The 15,954-nt window shown below is 53.3% G+C and carries 17 protein-coding genes; 4 read left to right on the forward strand and 13 right to left on the reverse strand.

What is annotated here, in order from left to right:
* The 7 genes from RAL90_RS13775 to RAL90_RS13805 form a co-directional block, all read right to left on the reverse strand.
* Positions 1-1,782 (reverse strand): multiheme c-type cytochrome, encoded by a 1,782-nt coding sequence (locus tag RAL90_RS13775; protein ID WP_306251605.1) that lies wholly within the window; start codon positions 1,780-1,782, stop codon positions 1-3.
* Between the two features lie 13 nt (positions 1,783-1,795).
* The gene (locus RAL90_RS13780; protein WP_306251607.1) at positions 1,796-2,299 is read right to left on the reverse strand and encodes a hypothetical protein; all 504 of its coding nucleotides are present in this window, start codon (positions 2,297-2,299) and stop codon (positions 1,796-1,798) included.
* On the reverse strand, positions 2,277-3,194 hold the full coding sequence (locus RAL90_RS13785) for a multiheme c-type cytochrome (RefSeq protein WP_306251609.1): 918 nt from the start codon (positions 3,192-3,194) through the stop codon (positions 2,277-2,279). Before RAL90_RS13785 ends, RAL90_RS13780 begins: the two co-directional genes overlap by 23 nt.
* A 286-nt stretch (positions 3,195-3,480) precedes the next feature.
* On the reverse strand, positions 3,481-5,940 hold the full coding sequence (locus tag RAL90_RS13790; RefSeq protein ID WP_306251611.1) for an arsenate reductase (azurin) large subunit: 2,460 nt from the start codon (positions 5,938-5,940) through the stop codon (positions 3,481-3,483).
* A gap of 3 nt (positions 5,941-5,943) precedes the next feature.
* A complete protein-coding gene (locus tag RAL90_RS13795; protein WP_306251612.1) occupies positions 5,944-6,480 on the reverse strand; it encodes an arsenate reductase (azurin) small subunit in 537 nt (178 codons plus the stop codon).
* A 125-nt stretch (positions 6,481-6,605) separates the two neighbouring features.
* Positions 6,606-7,253 carry a molybdenum cofactor guanylyltransferase gene (locus RAL90_RS13800; RefSeq protein ID WP_306251614.1) on the reverse strand — a complete coding sequence of 216 codons (648 nt, stop codon included), beginning with the start codon at positions 7,251-7,253 and terminating at the stop codon, positions 6,606-6,608.
* 79 nt (positions 7,254-7,332) lie between these two features.
* On the reverse strand, positions 7,333-8,169 hold the full coding sequence (locus tag RAL90_RS13805) for a prephenate dehydratase (RefSeq protein WP_306251616.1): 837 nt from the start codon (positions 8,167-8,169) through the stop codon (positions 7,333-7,335).
* Positions 8,170-8,317: 148 nt separating this feature from the next.
* Between RAL90_RS13805 and RAL90_RS13810 the strand changes: the two genes are divergently transcribed.
* Complete coding sequence (locus RAL90_RS13810) at positions 8,318-8,965, forward strand: cytochrome c family protein (protein ID WP_306251618.1); 648 nt, start codon at positions 8,318-8,320, stop codon at positions 8,963-8,965.
* 16 nt (positions 8,966-8,981) lie between these two features.
* Here the strand turns inward: RAL90_RS13810 and RAL90_RS13815 are convergent, their stop codons facing one another.
* The gene (locus tag RAL90_RS13815) at positions 8,982-9,794 is read right to left on the reverse strand and encodes an NlpC/P60 family protein (RefSeq protein ID WP_306251620.1); all 813 of its coding nucleotides are present in this window, start codon (positions 9,792-9,794) and stop codon (positions 8,982-8,984) included.
* A 46-nt stretch (positions 9,795-9,840) separates the two neighbouring features.
* On the reverse strand, positions 9,841-10,188 hold the full coding sequence (locus tag RAL90_RS13820) for a MarR family transcriptional regulator (RefSeq protein ID WP_306251622.1): 348 nt from the start codon (positions 10,186-10,188) through the stop codon (positions 9,841-9,843).
* 231 nt (positions 10,189-10,419) lie between these two features.
* Between RAL90_RS13820 and RAL90_RS13825 the strand changes: the two genes are divergently transcribed.
* Entirely contained in the window at positions 10,420-11,169 is a 750-nt protein-coding gene (locus RAL90_RS13825; RefSeq protein ID WP_306251624.1) for a hypothetical protein, read from the forward strand.
* Positions 11,170-11,185: 16 nt separating this feature from the next.
* Here RAL90_RS13825 and RAL90_RS13830 read toward each other — a convergent pair whose 3' ends face one another.
* The 3 genes from RAL90_RS13830 to RAL90_RS13840 are packed head-to-tail and all read right to left on the reverse strand — an operon-like array spanning position 11,186 to position 13,044.
* On the reverse strand, positions 11,186-12,241 hold the full coding sequence (locus tag RAL90_RS13830; RefSeq protein ID WP_306251626.1) for a quinone-dependent dihydroorotate dehydrogenase: 1,056 nt from the start codon (positions 12,239-12,241) through the stop codon (positions 11,186-11,188).
* Entirely contained in the window at positions 12,238-12,594 is a 357-nt protein-coding gene (locus RAL90_RS13835; protein ID WP_306251628.1) for a DUF952 domain-containing protein, read from the reverse strand. Before RAL90_RS13835 ends, RAL90_RS13830 begins: the two co-directional genes overlap by 4 nt.
* Before the next feature lie 15 nt (positions 12,595-12,609).
* On the reverse strand, positions 12,610-13,044 hold the full coding sequence (locus RAL90_RS13840) for a tellurite resistance TerB family protein (protein WP_306251631.1): 435 nt from the start codon (positions 13,042-13,044) through the stop codon (positions 12,610-12,612).
* A gap of 121 nt (positions 13,045-13,165) precedes the next feature.
* Here RAL90_RS13840 and RAL90_RS13845 point away from each other — a divergent pair, with 121 nt between their 5' ends.
* On the forward strand, positions 13,166-14,740 hold the full coding sequence (locus RAL90_RS13845; protein WP_306251633.1) for a lysine--tRNA ligase: 1,575 nt from the start codon (positions 13,166-13,168) through the stop codon (positions 14,738-14,740).
* Between the two features lie 9 nt (positions 14,741-14,749).
* Complete coding sequence (locus RAL90_RS13850) at positions 14,750-15,361, forward strand: histidine phosphatase family protein (RefSeq protein ID WP_306251634.1); 612 nt, start codon at positions 14,750-14,752, stop codon at positions 15,359-15,361.
* On the opposite strand, the gene RAL90_RS13855 is transcribed toward RAL90_RS13850, so the two are convergent.
* Positions 15,362-15,916 carry a carboxymuconolactone decarboxylase family protein gene (locus RAL90_RS13855; RefSeq protein WP_306251636.1) on the reverse strand — a complete coding sequence of 185 codons (555 nt, stop codon included), beginning with the start codon at positions 15,914-15,916 and terminating at the stop codon, positions 15,362-15,364.
* Positions 15,917-15,954 lie beyond the last annotated feature (38 nt).

Raw genomic sequence — 15,954 nt, forward strand, 5'->3', positions numbered from 1 at the left:
CTACTCTTCGATTGTGAACTCAACAGCAGAGGGATGAAGATCGATCATCCACTCATTCATTGTACGTTCCATTTCCGGTGTCGCACCGACAAATTTCATGAAATATATAGGCTCTGCCCGGCTGCGCATCCGCACCTGCAATCTGTATTTACCGGGCTTGGTGATCTTTTTCCCCGGCACCTTGTAAACCGCATCACGATGCGCAAACGGTGGCAGTGAGCGCCCCTCCATGCGGATGAAAGGCGGGTGATTGAGCACGCTGGTTGGCACGCCGGAAGGACGGATGAACGGAATCTGGTCAATATCGAAATTGACCGGGAGATACATTTCGCGGTCCGTGCCTTTGACATTTGTCGTCAAGAATTTCGTCTGTAGATTGAACAACTGATCGTCATGCTTGACCGTGCCAGCAGCCACATCCAGAGAATGAATGTCCGCCATATCGCCATGGCTGTCCACATAACCAGACTCGAAAACGATCTCCCCATCCGGGTCAAGCAGCACAACATTCAGCCACAATTCAGGCTGCGCACCCAGTGAACCAGACGGCAAGTTATGCCCCTCATCAATGTTGGTCAGGCGGTAACGGAACTCGAACTTCTCGCCGACGCGCGGCAGACCCTTGTCAAAAAACGGTCCATCAAGACGCGAGCCATTTTCCATAACGGCAACGCGGTCTTCTTTTTTCTGCTCTAGCAAATTCTGATTCTGGTCAATGATATAGCGCGCGGTCTCGCGGTCTTCACGTTTGGCCCAAACTGCCGGAAACTCGACATCTGTGCCATTGGCTTCAATTTCATCTTCCCAGGCGGGCACACCCCATGGTGTGTGCCAGTCAAAGAGCAGCCATTCCTGAATTTCCCAGTTCAGGGAGCGCGGATTGAACGGGAAGATGCCCGGATGCGCGATTGGATAACCCGGTCCATAAAAAGCATGGTTGGAATGCTTGGCTTCCGGGTCGCCAACGATCCGCCCATTAACGATCGCTTTTGGTGCCGTCTTATACCCGTTCGGTCGTCCGGGTACTGATCCCATATGGCAATCTTGACAGGTAATCCCCATCTCCGCTGCCGGTGACGCCCGATACTGCTCCCAGACCACTTCAAGTTTGATCCCCGGATGAACCGCCACCTGGTGACAAGAGACACAGAACTCAGACCTCTCGATCTGTTCAAACTCAATCGCGCCGTTGTGGATTGGTGTATTATCCCCACCCGGCTCTGTCATGACGCCGTACCGATCACTGTCAGCCGCGACCTTGGGAAAGTTTGATGGCCCGCCGGTATTATACATTGGCTCAAAAATCGTGCCCGGCTGAATGTGGCGTTCGCCATTCACACGGCCAAACTCCGTTGAGACACGATGGCAGGTGATGCAGGTTATCCCTTCACGGGCAACGAGCGACCGCTCCCAAAGGGGCTGCTCGCGCGGCTCACCGCGTTGGGTGCCGACCTGCTGGTGGCAACGCACACAAAAAGTACCGATTGTACCGGAAGCGAGCTCACTCAATGCCTGCTCAAACTTATGAAACATCGGAGAAATCGACGCATAGGCATGGTTGGAGGAAGCCCATTCCCAGAAGATTTTCTGATGGCAGGCTGCGCACTGCACAGCTGAAGGATATTCACTCTCCTGAAACACTGCCGAATGCGGATCAACCGTGGAAAGGCCAGTACGCTCTGCCACGCTGCCCTCGGTCTGTACTTCCTGTGCACTGGCGCCGGATACTGTCAGAGACATCAGGAGAAGCATCACAGACGAGAAAATATATGTACGTATCATGATCAGCTATCCTTCAAAACTTTGCTTCGGCATCAATATCCAGCGCTTCAATTGCCTGAATAATTGCCTGTTGCAGCACGACAGAGTTCCGGGCATCGAGATCATCATCATTCTCAAGACCCTTCTTCAATGCCCGGCTGGCTGCATCATATCTTTCCTGCGAAATCGCTTCTCTGCGCCAGAGACCATCAACGATTGATGCCGTGGCATAGAGCGCCTGTTTGGCTGGCATATAATCTACGAGGCTGCCTGCCTCAGTCTGACGTGCAAGCTCGTCAAGCAGTCGTAATTCGTCCTCCCGGGAAAACCGGAATCCGTCGAGGTCCTGCAGGAGACCGGTCAGCAGCATAATGACTTCGCCGGCAGCTTCCTCAACAGCATCAGGAGACTGAAACACGGCGCGGCGCATTTTTTCACGGGCGTCCCCGATGCGGCGCGCCAGCGGTACATCGACAAGCACTTCAGCGGACAGATCAATGACAAAATAATTATGGTCAGCAAGGCAGCGGCAGGGCACTGGTATCGCGCACCCCCGGCCCGTCAATCACAGGTCCTCCGGCATCATACGCCTGAAAGTGACAGCTATAGCAATCGAAGAAGGCAAGCTCAGGGAAAATGCCAAGCATCTCTGAATATTCAGACTCGATAATCGTGAGGAATTGCCGCCACTGGACAATCTCCCCGACAAGCAGTGCCTTGAGACCAAAAGGCACAGGCTTTCTCTGCAGGTAATCGTCATCAATTTCAAAATGCGCGTAATCCGTATAGGTATCGACGCTGTCAGGTTTGAACCAGGTATGGAAATTCATCTGAAATGAGGGTGCCTGATGCCCTGCCGCCATCATTTCATGCGTGATGTAGCTGTCCGGCGTGCCAACATGACAGGATACACATATTTCTGCACGTTTTTCAGGGTCTGCCGTAGGATACATGCCAGCAGCGATATTTCTGTCATAGAAATAAAGGCCTGCAGAGTGCACACCCAGCCATTTGGACGCTGCCCCGTGACATGCTTCACAGCTTATACCGTTGCGAATATCAAATGCCGACTCATGCCCGCCCAAGCCAATCTGTGTAGTATGGCAGCCAAGGCACTGTGCCGAGCTGGCGGGATCTTCAATACCAAAATATCCGGCAATGTTTCGTGCATCTTCCGACTGCAAGGTGCGCCATGCCCGCGCATGTGGGTCCCTGTCACGCCAGATCACATATTCATTCTGATTAACGGCGGAATTCATCCATGGTTCTGCTGCATTATGGCAGGTACTACTGCCGCAGGTCTCTGACCCCAGTAACGTTGGTTCATCAGCTAAAACGGAGTTTCCAGATGTAACGCACAAGAATGTCAGCAGCAGCAAAACAAATTGCCGCCAGCTAGCAAAAACCACAGGAATTTCGGCGTACACTGACACCTTGTCTCAACCTGATCCTGAGGGATTTTCGCATCCTGATACTCATAAATTCAGAATACAGAATTATCCCGCCAACACATTATGGGGACGGCCATACAGGCACTTAAATGTCAATGAACTCCCCCAAGAAATTTAAGCCTATCAGAGGGATGCATTACGGACAAGACACTATGTTAATTGACGGTTAATTGTGGAGACTTGTAATAATCACCGCAATAGGCGCACTGTATGCGCTCAAAAATCATCTGCCTCACAATAAGCTTCAGATAATTGCGAGACCAAACCCCTATACCGTATATTCTTTCGACTTGAAGCTGAGATGTGAGACCGCCTCCGACGCATCGCATAATTTCCGAATATTCGCCCATGTCTGCTTGTAGTTGGGAATGACAAGTTCATTCGTACCGGCATTGATGACATTGCCCTGCTGCCCCGTTGGATAACCAAACAGCATGAAAGTTTCACCCTTGCGCGCTGTGCCCGTGGGATAGACCATCGCCTGTGTAGCACCGGAGTCATTATAGACCTCCACAAGATCACCCTTACCAACGCCGATCTCGCGCATATCATCAGGATGAATTTCGATGAACGGATATGGCATCCTGTCCATCACAAAGTCATTGTCCTGATCTGTGAAAGCGCTCTGCCAGACCACATTGGCGCGTCCATTATTGATCAGATATGTGTACTTTGCCTTCTGAGCGGATTTGCCGGGCGCCTGCAGCCCCCGCCATTCAGCTGCCTTGAATATCGCCCGGCCATCTTCGGTAGCAAATTTTCCATCGGTATAAAGACGCTTCGTGCCTTCAATCTTGCCATCCGCAAAGCCGGTTGCAGGTTCCTGGAAGCCATTCGTCCCCATGGCACGCAATCGATCATAGGTCACATGCTCGCCACCGCCAGCATTTACATGATAGCCGTCCATAAAGGCATCTTCTTCAGTTTTCCAGTCATAGCCCTGAAACTGATCTGCGTAGTCAGCATCCCCCATATCGCGCAGGACACGTGCCATATTCTGCGCGATGCCCGCCGCAATCAGGCAATCGGGCCGTGATTGCCCGGGGGTGTCCATATACTTTTCTGTCAGGCGCATCCGTCGCTCGCCATTCATGGAAGTCAGATTCATCTCACCAGCCTCCGCCGCCGGAAGGATCACATGCGCGGCCTGCCCGATCTGTGAATGAATAATATCCATATCAACGACAAAGAGGCCACCAGCATTGACCGCCGCCATGATGGCATCGACCTGCTCTGTGCGTGTCTTGCCCGCACTCGCATCCATGGATTCCTTCACCATATTGGTACGCTTGTTATAGACTTGCTTGAACTCAGTGGCATTGAGCGTTGTCTTGTAATGGTCACATGCCCAGACATGGTGCACCCCGCCCTTACCAGAGATCAGCAGTTCATCAACATACGGAGCCGGGCGGCCGATAAATCCGTCTCCGGGGCGAACATACCCTTCCTGATGACCACCAAGGCGCACACAGCCACCACCAGGGCGACCTATATTCCCCGTCGCAAGCGCCATGTTCACCAGCGCAGCATTGGTGCGGTAATTGTCGTTTCCCCAGATCAGGCCTTTTTCATAAGCGAACATACAACGACGGCGCTTGCCTTCTTTTGGCATCGCAATCCATTCCGCTGCCTGCCTGATCTGGCCTGTGGACAAACCGGTTATTTCAGCCGCTTCCTCAAGTGACGTTCGGTTGGCATCTCGTGCGACGTCAAAATCCCGCGTGTGCTGGTTGATGAACGCCGAGTCCGTCCAGCCCTGTTCCGAGATATAAGTGAAAAGGGCGTTGTACAATGCAAGATCAGTGCCGCTGTTGATCGCCAGATGAAGCACATTCTCCTTGCCGGCCTCGATCTCACAGGCATTGACCGTCACGGTGCGGCGTGGATCAACGACGATGACCTTGCAGCGGGCGTGCGCTTCGTCAAGCAACTGCTCACGCTTGCTGCCAAGCGATGCGCCGCGCATATTGGGCACCCAGTAATTCAGGAAATAGTTTGTCTGCGTCTCAAGTGAATTGGCCCCGGCCACAAAGATAGTATCTGCAAGGCTGGCATCTTCATAGCAGTTATTCAGCTCCCCAACGCCCATATCGCGTGTGGCATGCACTTCTGAATTATAGGCCGGGCGATTGTGGATGCGACAGTTGCGAATTTTCATGGACTCGAAATAGAGCTTGCCCGTCCCCCAGGTGTTTTCATATCCGCCCCCAGAACCACCATGATCGAACATGGAGACGATCAACTCATCCTCGCCCTTTTCCTTGACAATCCGCGCCGTTACTTGCCCCACAAGATCGAGGGCATCATCCCAACTCGTCGGCTGCCAACTACCATAGCGCCAGACGAGCGGGCTGGTCAGTCGTTGCTGCTGGGTCTGGCGGACGATTGAATATCGTGTTTCAGCAGTGCGCGCGCCACGTACGGAACTCAGCCCGCCGTTAACTGAGCAAGCGGCATCGGGTTTGACAACAAGGTGCACATCCCGCCCATCCTGCTTGACAACATTATACATCGCAGGTGTGTACCAGGCATCACTCGCGGTCAGTTGCTGGTCTGACAGGTCAGCGCCCAGTGCGTTTTCCGTAGGCGACGCGCCACCTTCCCTGTTCATTGGCCAAGTGTAAGCCTGGTAGCCACACCCGACGATACAGTATCCGCATACGACATTATGTCTCTTCGCATCTTTTGGAATAATTGGCAGGCGGTCAATATGTCTTTTATACGCCATGCCTTACCCCTCCAGCACGTTTGAAACGCGACCATACAGCAGCTCATCAACGCCTTCGGCATAAATATCGCCCTTGTCATCCACACGCAGAAGGTATTGCGGCAGGTTTTGACTGGCCTGCCCCCACACTTGCTGCCCACCAGCCTCAACATCGAAACGCGAGTAATGGCCTGGGCAGTTCATGGTCCTGTCTTCCTGATGATAGTTCATGGCATATCCCTGATGCGGGCACAGGATGGAAAACCCGACAACATCCCCGTCAGGCCCGGCCCCGCCTTCAACCGGCTGGCCAAGTTTGAGTAATACACCAGGTGCTTTTTCGTCCGGATACGATACATAAAGAGGTTCATTGATTTCCAGCCCTGACAGATTAGCGAGTCGGTTGGACGGATAGGCCAGCAAAGCCGTTGACGGCTTTATCACGGTGACAACTGTTTCCTCGCCGGCACAGGCTGTCACAGCCGCGCCCGCCACCGCCAGAGATCCACCGCGAAGAAAGTGCCTGCGCCCTGTGTCCACAAGTCGATTGCAACCCTTCATACTCATCACCTCGGACATTCAGAATCATGAAAAAATTAACACTGCATCATACCAACACGCAGGGCAATTAATTTAGACGTCAACATGCATTGATTAAATGACGTATAGGGATTTTTAGTCAAGACTTATCGAAATAATGAACTGTCAATCCGTTCCGCCAACACCCGCGCTTCACGCAGATCTTGTTCGGTATTGATGTTATAGAATGGATCAACATTATGAACGACAGGGAAATCAACCTGGATGGATTTCATTTCTTCATGCAGTGCGAATATTCTCCGAATGCCAACTTCTTCTACAAGACGTGAAATTTCCACCTCGCTTGCGACAGGCCACAAGGCATGTAACCCATGCAGACGCTGATGCGCGCAGGCCACCACGGGTTGTGCGCCCTGTGCAACCGCCCTCATTCTGCTGGCATAATCTGGCGGAAGAAACGGGGTATCCACAGGCGATGTCAGCAGATATTCTGCATCCGTGTTTTCACGCACAAAACGCAGACAGCCTAAAATCACATCTGCCACGCCGCGCGATAGCCCGCCCGTCTGCATGTCCCTGATACAGGGCAATGCCGTCTCGGAAAACGACCTGTTGTCAGAAGCGACACTCAGATAAACTGTTTCAGCGTGTGTGCTTAATGCCTGATGCACATGCTCCAGACAAGTCTTGCGCCCGACAACTAGACTGGCCTTGTCACGCCCGCCCAAACGCGAAGCCTTGCCGCCCATCAGGATGACAGCAACAACGCGCCTCAACTCAGCATCTGTTTCCATGAACCAGCGTCATTATCCAAACCGCGCACCCTGCACAATCTTAAAATGGTGTCCCTGCCAACTATTATTGAGAGTAATTCTAACCCCGGAAGGGGTCGGCCTCATAGACACCCAGAATTTTCAGCGATGTTGAGAAAAATCCCAACTCTTCAAGCGCAAGCCTGACATTCTCTGCTTGCGGATGGCCATCAATATCTACACAGAACATTGTTGCTTCAAACCGACCATCCTGCTGATAACTTTCCAGCTTGGTCATGTTGACACCATTTGTAGCGAAACCGCCGAGGGCTTTGAAAAGAGCCGCGGGAATGTTCCGCACCTGAAATACAAAACTTGTAATAACCCGTTCAGCATCTATCGACGGATATTCCGTATCAGCTGCCATTTTCAGGAACCGCGTCGTGTTGTGCCCCGCATCCTCAATATTTGCCTCGATAATTTCCAGACCATAATTCTCCGCCGCAAGATCAGAGGCAATGACCGCCACATCTGTCTCACCTGTTTCTGACAGTATACGGGCGGCTCCGGCAGTATCACCGGCAATCTCGGGCACCAGCCCCCGACGCTGGATCAGGTTCCTGCACTGACCCAAGGCCATCGCGTGGGACCGGACTGTCTTGATTTTTTCAGGATCAGCCCCCTTTACCACCATCAGTTGGTGATGCACCGGCAGGAAACGCTCCTCAACGATCTGAAGGCTTGTTTGCGGCAAGAGGTGATGAATGTCAGACACGCGACCTGCGATCGAATTTTCAACCGGCACCATCGCCAGTTCGGCGCGCCCTGATTCCACCGCATCGAAAACGGCCTCGAAAGTAGCGCAGGGCAATGGATCAAAAGCGGGCGCATACAGCCGGCACGCGACTTCTGAGAAGGCACCCTTCTCCCCCTGAAAGGCGATCAGTTTTGCTGTCATATCTTTTGCAACCCGCTTTAATAAAGGAAACCCACATACCGAACGGGTCAATAAGTGCAAGTGCCCCGTTGCAAACCATGGGGAAGGCCTCTAAACAGCGCTGGAAATAGACGGGCTATGCCCTGTTTTGTGCATAAAGGTATACTTCATGGCGGATAACAACCAGGATCCACTGTTTGGCAACAAGCTGGCGGCGGCGGCTCTGACTGCAGCGCTTTTGTTCGTTGGCCTGCCAATTCTTGTCTACACTTTTTCTGGCGGTGCCCATCATGGCGGCCATCACGGCGACGAGCATCATGATGAAGCAAACCCGCTGGGCTTGGCTTACCCGATTGAGTTTTCATTCGATGCCAGTGCTGTTGCTGCAGAACCCGAGATAGACCTTGGCACATTGCTGGCCAATGCGACCGCCCAGCGCGGCGAACGCAGCGCTGCCATCTGCCGCAGTTGCCATACTTTCGAGCAAGGCGGGGCCAATGGTACAGGGCCGAACCTGCACGGCATTGTGGGCAAACAGGTCGCGTCAGTTGCCGGATTTGCCTATTCAGGTGCATTGCAGGAGTTCGGCGGTGTCTGGACGTATGAACGGCTCGACGCCTATCTTGAAAACTCTTCCAGTTATATTCCAGGCACAAGCATGGCCCAGCGCATCCGCAAGGATGAAAAACGGGCAGACATTCTGGCCTACCTTCAATCCCAAGGCAGCATGAATGTGCCTTTCCCGGCACCTGCTCCAATGGAGCCTGTGGTCATTGAGACAGAAGAAGGTGATCTGGAAGCTATCCCTACGGAATAGGCTTTCTGGCCAACGCTCAGTTATCTATTTGAGGCCTAATGATAGCGCTGACGTCGCCATCGCTTGCAAAAATTTTCTCCGCGAAATCCTTGAGAGGATTTATCGTTACGGCCATATGAGTCGCGTTCGCATGAACGAGTTGGGTGCTGTCCACCATGATGGCCACGTGACCGCGCCAAAAAACCAGGTCACCGCGCGCGAATGAGATGGTATGCCAGCCTCGATCCGTCTTGCCTGCCTCAAACAGAACACGTGGATTTTGCTGCAGAAAATGCTGCTGTTGCGGACCGGAATCTCTCGGCACCTTGAGGCCCGCCTGAAATAACGCATTCTGGACCAGCGCAGAACAATCAAGTCCAAGACTGGTCCGCCCACCCCAATAATAAGGCGCGCCAAGAAAATGCTCGGCAACAGCAACAAAATCGGGCTGTTTCTCTCCCACAGGGCCAACGTGATCTGCCACCAGCCACCCCCCACGGGCATCCTGCCTGAAACGGCCTGACACATTCTGCTCCAGATGGACACGTGCATTCATGGAGATGAGATTGAGCGGCACTGACTTCAGGTCTGGTTCAGAATATCGGTAAGTGCGCAGCACCCGCACCAGATGTGTCGGCTCAAAAGCATCACTGCTGAAGGCCGACTTCTCAGCCCAACCCGGATAGTCATCGTGCAGGCAGACACCACGGACCCAGCGCCCCTGCTCCTCTTTGACCTGGAAACTCTCCCCATGAAGTAATTCAGTTTCCAGGGGCGCATCATTACGCGGCGCGCGGCGTAATGGCGTTGAGGCGGCAGATACCTGCCAGTGCGGTCCACCTGTCTTCATTTGAAAAGGTTAGCCATGCCTGTGACTTAAAAGAAAGAGCCCGACCTCAAAAACCGCCATAATCATTCATGCGGCTGCGATCTTCCACCATGCGGGCAAAGTCATCCACAAAGATGGCGCCATCCGGTGTTTTCTGCACCAGCACTATGCGCTTGTCCCGCTGATCTCTGACACGCCGAATGAGGCCAAGAATAGAAAGTGCATCAAGAGCGCGGGAAATGGCGGGCTTGGGAATCTTGAAATCCGCTGACATCTTTCGCACTGTGTGAGGCCCAGGCGTCAGATAAACGGTCAACAGAATAGCCCATTGCCGCTGCGACAGGTCAGGCATGTCCGCCCGGACAGTGTCCACAAGTATTTCACGCCAGGGAAGAAGAACATCCGTCGATTGCATGTCAGATTCCGATTACGAAGGACCGCCTTCTTGGGATGATTCATTGCGAAGTCGAAATGAAATCATAGCCCCTGGCAGCTTCAAGCAGAACAGCAACACGGAAGGATAGGTTATTGATCCGGCCGCCCTACCGGGTTGTTGCTTTTTCAAAGCAACAAATCAGATAAATGCGCAGAGAGATGGTCGGTCAGACTTCGTAGAGACGATTATAAAGAGGAAAAGGAAAATTCAATGACCTTGTTTTTCACCCGCCTGGCATTGGCCGCGACACTTTTCATCAGTTTCGCCGGTCTTCCGGCGCACGCCCAATCACTAACTGGTAATGTTGGCTCAGCTGGTGTCACGGATGGAGAACAGGCCTTCGAAGCACGTCTTGGCATCAACGACGATGGCGATGCAGCAAGCCGCATCCATTACGATTATTCCTTCAACGACTGGTATCAGTTGAGAATAATCGTCTCCTTCTCTCAGCCGGACGGCGAGGACTGGGACTACACAGGAATCACATTTGAAAACTGGCTCCAGTGGCGTGAAGAGGCAGACGATAACTCCAGCTTCAATGGAGGTCTTCGCTTCGCTTACGGCTTTGCCGACGATGGCGGCCCGGATGAAGCGGAAGTCAGATTGACCATTACGGACAAGTTTGCCGGTGTCTGGGAGTGGCGCGCCAACATTATTGGCGAAGTTGAAACCGGCGATGGCAGCGAAGGGGGTGTTTCCCTGGAAGCACGTGGTCAACTCTCCCGCGCATTGGATGTTGTGGCGCTTGGCAGTGAGAAATGGCGGTTGGGCGTCGAGCTTTTCAGCGAATTCGGCAACAGCCGTGATATTCCTGATTTCGACGATCAGGCACATCAGATCGGGCCCGTCGCCAAGGTCTCCTGGAAAAATGGCGTGTATCTGCAAACTGCCGTACGCGTCGACCTTACGGATGGTGCCGATGACACAATGGCAAAACTGTTTCTGGGACGCGAATTTTGAAGACGCCTTACGCGCCTTATTTCACATCCGCACCAACAGCTTCCCCGACAGACGAAAAGCCATCCGCCTCCAGAAATTCTGGTAGCTTGCGGATGATTTCCGACGGCAAGCCAGGTCCTTGATAAATCAGGGCTGTATAAAGTTGAACCAGCGATGCGCCGGAGAGGATTTTCTTGTAAGCGTCACGCGCAGAAAAAATGCCGCCGACGCCAATCAGCGGCAAATCACCAGACAACTCACGTGCAAAATCTCGCAATACTTCCGTTGACAGACGGAATAATGGCGCGCCGGATAAGCCGCCAGCTTCACCAGCATCCGGATGTGCCTCGACGCCAGCGCGGGTAATGGTGGTGTTGGATACGATTAGCCCGGAAATTCCGTGCTGCTTTGCGCTGGCAACAATATCTGCCTTGTCTTCATCGGTCAGATCAGGTGCAACCTTGAGAAACAGAGGTTTCTCAGTTACTCTAGCTGCCGCTACGCGGGAGAGAAGATCGTCCAGCGCTGTACGATCCTGCAATGCACGCAACCCTGGCGTATTCGGGGAGGATATGTTCACTGTGCAAAATGACACGTGTGGCTCCAGCCTTTTCAGACTGGTAACATAATCCTCGGTTCGATCTTCGCTGTCCTTATTCGCGCCGAGATTGATGCCAACTATACCCGGTTTGGAAGCCCGCTTTTCCAGGCGCTTGCCGATCGCTTCAAGACCATCATTGTTAAAGCCATATCGATTGATCACAGCACGGTTATGACGCAGGCGGAACACGCGGGGCTTGTCATTTCCAGTCTGCTGCCTGGGCGTTACTGCACCAACTTCAACAAAGCCGAACCCGAGCGTCAACATGGCGTCCGGCACTTCTGCATTCTTGTCGAAACCAGCAGCGAGCCCGAGCGGATTAGCAAATTCCAGACCGGCAACATTAATGTGCAGGCGCTTGTCATCCTTTACTCGAACATGCGGTCGAGCACCTTTCTTCAGGAGATGAATCGTGGCTTGATGCGCCTTCTCGGCATCAAGTAAAGTCAGGAAACGGCTGCCAAGCGTGGCAAGGGGTATAGGGATGGTCATATCACGCCTTTTGTCGGAATCCCGAAGCTGCCGCCCGGATTGCGGTCCATTGTGAGTGATTTGCACACGTCTTTCATATATAAATCACCATAATAATGCGGCATCTGGTCCCAGCGACCGGGCACATTTTCCCATTTAAGCCCCCGGGCAATGCGGTCACGTTCAAACAGCAAAACTTGCAAGACCTCCTCGGAGATAAAATGCATATTGGCTGTCAACACCAGTTGGCCAGCCGTAGACAGATGAATAAAACCATCACGCTTATCCAGTGCGGTCTTTACAATCTCGCCTGTTTCCCGGGATTGTCGCCATTGGGCTTGTGTCGCTAGACGATAGACAAACTGATCTTCCACCGGGCAACCACCTGCTCAGGAAGGCTCATCCAAAGTCATGTGCCGCGCCCGCGCTGCATGCTCGATGGCCTGCGCACCTTCGTCAGAAACCTTCAGCGCATTACGGATCAGCTCCAGCACCCGGATTTCAGTCGGGTCCAGTTCCTCGTCGGCCGTCACCACATCCACGGCAGCGGCGTAGGCTGTCTCCGCAAGATGCGCTGGTAACGCCGCTTCTGCCGCCGCCAGAACCTTGTGCAAGCCACCGTCAGATGACATCAATTTCCCACAGGCCTCAGATGTCTCCACAAGCTGCGCTTCATCCTGCCCGGAAAAGAGCGGAAAAGACCGCACCACCCGGCCAATGGTGCGCAACTCGGACTCGCGGATCATCCCGTCCGAAGCTGAAATCATCACCATCAGATATATTATTGCTTCCTGCGGGGTCAGCCGTGCCACTGCGTCAGCCATCAAAATCTCCTTGCTCTCATGGCGCGGAAGCTAGGCGGCTTTTGCCTTGCGGGCAAGAGTTGACCAGTGCGAACACGCTCACTACTTTCCGCTTCTGTTTTCCCCAACCCGAAAGCCGGACATGACCGAGACCAACTGGACAAAAGAGCATATAGAGAACGCCAAGGCCTGGCCATTTCAGGAGGCCCGCGCGCTCGCCAAACGTCTGCAAGGCACGGCGGAAGACAAACCGATTGTTTTCGAAACCGGGTATGGTCCGTCCGGGCTGCCCCATATCGGCACTTTTGGCGAAGTCGCCCGCACAACCATGGTCCGCCGGGCCTTCGAGACACTCACAGGCAGGCCAACACGCCTGATCAGTTTTTCAGATGACATGGACGGCCTGCGCAAAGTACCGGACAATGTCCCCAACCGGGAGAAACTGGAACAGTATCTCCAGATGCCCCTAACCCGGGTGCCGGACCCGTTCGGCAGCAATTACAGCTTTGCCGAAACGAACAACCAGAAGCTACGGGCGTTCCTCGACCAGTTCGGATTCGATTACGAATTCATCTCTGCAACCGACGCATACTCATCCGGGCAGTTCGATGACATGCTTCTCCGTATGCTGGAGAAATACGATGATGTCATGGACATCATCCTGCCAACCATTGGCGAAGAACGCCGCCAGACTTACTCCCCTTTCCTGCCAATTTCCCCCACCACAGGCAAAGTCCTGTATGTGCCGATGCTCGAGCGCAATGTCAGTGCCGGGACCGTCGTCTTTGAAGACGAAAACGGTGAAAAAGTAGAAACGAAAGTTACTGGCGGTGCCGTCAAGCTGCAATGGAAAGCAGACTGGGCAGGGCGCTGGTTCGCCCTTGGCGTTGACTATGAAATGGCAGGCGAAGACCTGACGGAATCGGTGAAACTTTCAGGGCGTATTGTGAAAGCGCTGGGCGGGCGCCCTCCGGCCGGCTTCAATTATCAGCTTTTCCTCGATGAAAACGGGCAGAAAATCTCCAAATCAAAAGGCAATGGCCTGACCATTGAAGAATGGTTGCATTATGCCTCCCCGGACAGCCTGTCGCTGTACATGTTTCAGGCCCCTAAAAAAGCAAAAAAACTCTATTTCGATATTATCCCGAAAACGGTCGACGAGTACTGGTCCTTCCTTGAGCGGTATAATCCCGATGAGCCGGCCAAGGCCGTTGATAACCCCGTCTGGCACCTGCATGGCGGCAACCCGCCTCAGATACTGCCGCCGGTCAGCTTTTCGCTGCTGCTGAATATCGTCAACGCATCGGGCACTTCAGATCCGGAAATTCTGCGTGGTTTCGTCGAAAAATACCGGCCCAACGCATCACCGGAAGAAATGGCCGCTCTGGAACCGTTGCTGGGATACGCCGTCAATTACTTCGAGGACTTCGTCAAACCGAAGAAGAAATTCCGCTCCCCGACAGATCAGGAGCGCGCGGCCCTGGAGATGCTGGCGGAGGCACTTGAAAAAGCACCGGAGGGCGCTGACGAAGACCTGTACCAAACGGCTGTTTTTGACGCTGGCAAAGCGCAGAATTATGAAAACATCCGCCAATGGTTCACCGGACTTTATGAGGTGGCCTTCGGCCAGTCAGAGGGGCCACGCATGGGTCCATTTATCAAGATTTTTGGTGCCAGCGAAACAGCACGCATGTTGCGCGCAGCACTGGCACGCTGATCCAATTTGATGATTGAACCAATAAACCATCCGTTTACGGTATATTATTGCCGACATGGCCAGACCGACTGGAACAAGGAAGACCGCCTCCAGGGCCATGCGGATATTCCGTTGAATGAGCATGGCCGCAAACAGGCCCGCGCCTATGGCCGGGCGATGGCGCGTATGGGTATTAACTGGGATGAAATGTCATTTTATGTCAGCCCTCTCAACCGCGCTGTCGAAACACTGGAACTGTTGCTGGAACAGACAGATGTATCTGGGGCGGATATTGTCCGGGACGAAAGGCTAATCGAACTTGACCTGGGCGACTGGAACGGCAGAACAATCCGCGAAATTGAACAACTATATCCGGCGGAATGGGCAGCCCGAAAAGCCTCGCCCTGGCTAGCCCCTGTGCCGGGCGGTGAAAGCTATGGTGAAGCGGAGCCACGCCTGCGGGCATTTGCCCAGAGTCTCAAAGGCCCTTCCCTGATTGTCGGTCATGGCGGCACCGGGCGGGTTTTTCGCGGCTTGTTGACAAACGGTGACCCGGCGCAATTTCTCAAAACAGGTACGCGCCAGGACAGGATTTATGTTCTGGAAAAAGGGCGAGAAGATGCTCGCCCTTCCCTCTTCTGATCAGCCCTCCGATTTCCAGCCAAATTTCTGGAATGCCGCATCTACGGGCGTATCGACAATGTGATTCACATAATTGCTGAGCGTTTTATGCGCCGCACCCAGAACAACTTCAAGAACATTTGCCTTCGTATAACCCGCTGACAGGAATGACTGAATGTCAGCGTCTGCAACATGTCCTCGCTGTTCTACAACCTTGCGGGTAAACTGACGCAGCGCTTCCAGTTTCCCGTCCGCAATTGGCGTTTTATTGCGCAGGGATTCAACAACATCCTCAGGTACTTTAGCGCCATAAGCAATCGCTGTGTGGGCGGGCACACAATAATGACACTCATTCAGTACATTGATTTCAAGCCAGATCACATTCTGCTGAACTGGCGTTAGTGTGGTTTCGGTAAAAACCTTGCTGAGATACTTATAAGCATCCAGGACTTTGGGTGCTTCTGCCATAACGGCGTGTAGGTTCGGGATCATACCAAAATTCTTTTGTGAATCTTCGAGGGCAGCTGCCGCTTCTGCACTGGCTGTTTCTGGCGTGTGTATGGTAAATTCTGTCATCTGTTTCTCCTCGCGGATTAGCCGCGTTGTTCTGACGG

Origin of the sequence: Parvularcula sp. IMCC14364 (assembly GCF_030758415.1) — a bacterium.
Classification (GTDB): domain Bacteria; phylum Pseudomonadota; class Alphaproteobacteria; order Caulobacterales; family Parvularculaceae; genus Aquisalinus.